Raw genomic sequence first — 1,085 nt, forward strand, 5'->3', positions numbered from 1 at the left:
GTCATTAGCTCAGTCAGGTTAGAGCACCGCCCTGATAAGGCGGAGGGCCCTGGTTCAAATCCAGGATGATCAACGAGAGGGTTCCCGGCATGAGCCGAGCGGGATAAAGCAAAGCGGGCGAGGCGGCCCCGCCCTCACATCCATGGTGATTAGCTCAGCGGTAGAGCAGGGGTCGCGCCCCAATGTGCGTCGGTTCGAATCCGGCATCACCAACTTAGCGGTACGGAGTCCTGATCTCAGTAACCAGGCGCGATCAGGGGAGGCTTAGTAAGCCGAAAGCTGGGTCACACCAGACCGGTTCGAATCCGGACTACCGCTAACTCATTGACACGTAACTCAGTGGTCAGAGTGCCGGGCTCATAACCCGGAAGTCGCTGGTTCGAATCCAGCCGTGCCAACTAGTGAACCTTTGTGCTGTCCGGAGGCACGCCCACCAAGGCTCTAGTGAAAGACTAGGTAGGTTCACGAAAGGGGGGTCGCTCCCCTGATGGTCTGTAGCTCAACGGCAGAGCACACGGTTGTTACCCGGACGGTTACAGGTTCGAATCCTGTCAGACCAGCAATGAGAATGATGAGGGCTTGTCCCTACCAAATAGCCACTCCTACGTATGCGTACGAGGACAAAGGCAAACGACGATCCAGAGAAAAGCGTGAATGGATGAAGGAGGTGCACGATGACTACCCGAAGCGGTCCCCCGCCCAAGGACCCCAAGATGAGACGAAGGCGGAATAAGGATCTGGTCGAGACCATGGAGCTTTCTAGTGCTCCTGGCCCAGTTAAGGCCACGCCTTCGGTTGACCACACGTGGCATCCGATTGTTCGTCAGCTCTTCATGAGTTACAGCAGCTCCCCTCAGGCCATGTACTTCGAGCCCTCAGACTGGGCTCAGCTCAAGTACGTGTGTGAGTTCATCTCGTCGATGCTCTACAAGGGTGAGTATGAGGCTGACTTCCCAGACCAGTACCGGCTTAACCTCGACTCGGCTGCTTCAGCCATCTCCTCTCTTGAGGACTTCCTGACTACCGAAGCCACTCGTCGCCGACTGAGGATCTCGATCGATCCCGGCAAGACACTGTGGACCGAG

1 protein-coding gene and 3 tRNA genes are annotated in these 1,085 nt (G+C 56.9%); all 4 read left to right on the forward strand.

The features are described from left to right. Positions 1-143: 143 nt before the first annotated feature. Positions 144-213 (forward strand) — tRNA-Ala (locus ACWFQ8_RS33575). Positions 214-325: 112 nt separating this feature from the next. Beyond that, positions 326-398 (forward strand) — tRNA-Met (locus tag ACWFQ8_RS33580). A 90-nt stretch (positions 399-488) separates the two neighbouring features. Then, positions 489-560, forward strand: a tRNA-Asn gene (locus ACWFQ8_RS33585). Positions 561-674: 114 nt separating this feature from the next. After that, positions 675-1,085 (forward strand): phage terminase small subunit (locus tag ACWFQ8_RS33590; protein ID WP_453790046.1); only part of this gene is annotated, 411 nt, incomplete at its 3' end.

It is taken from the genome of Streptomyces sp. NPDC055254, assembly GCF_053606025.1.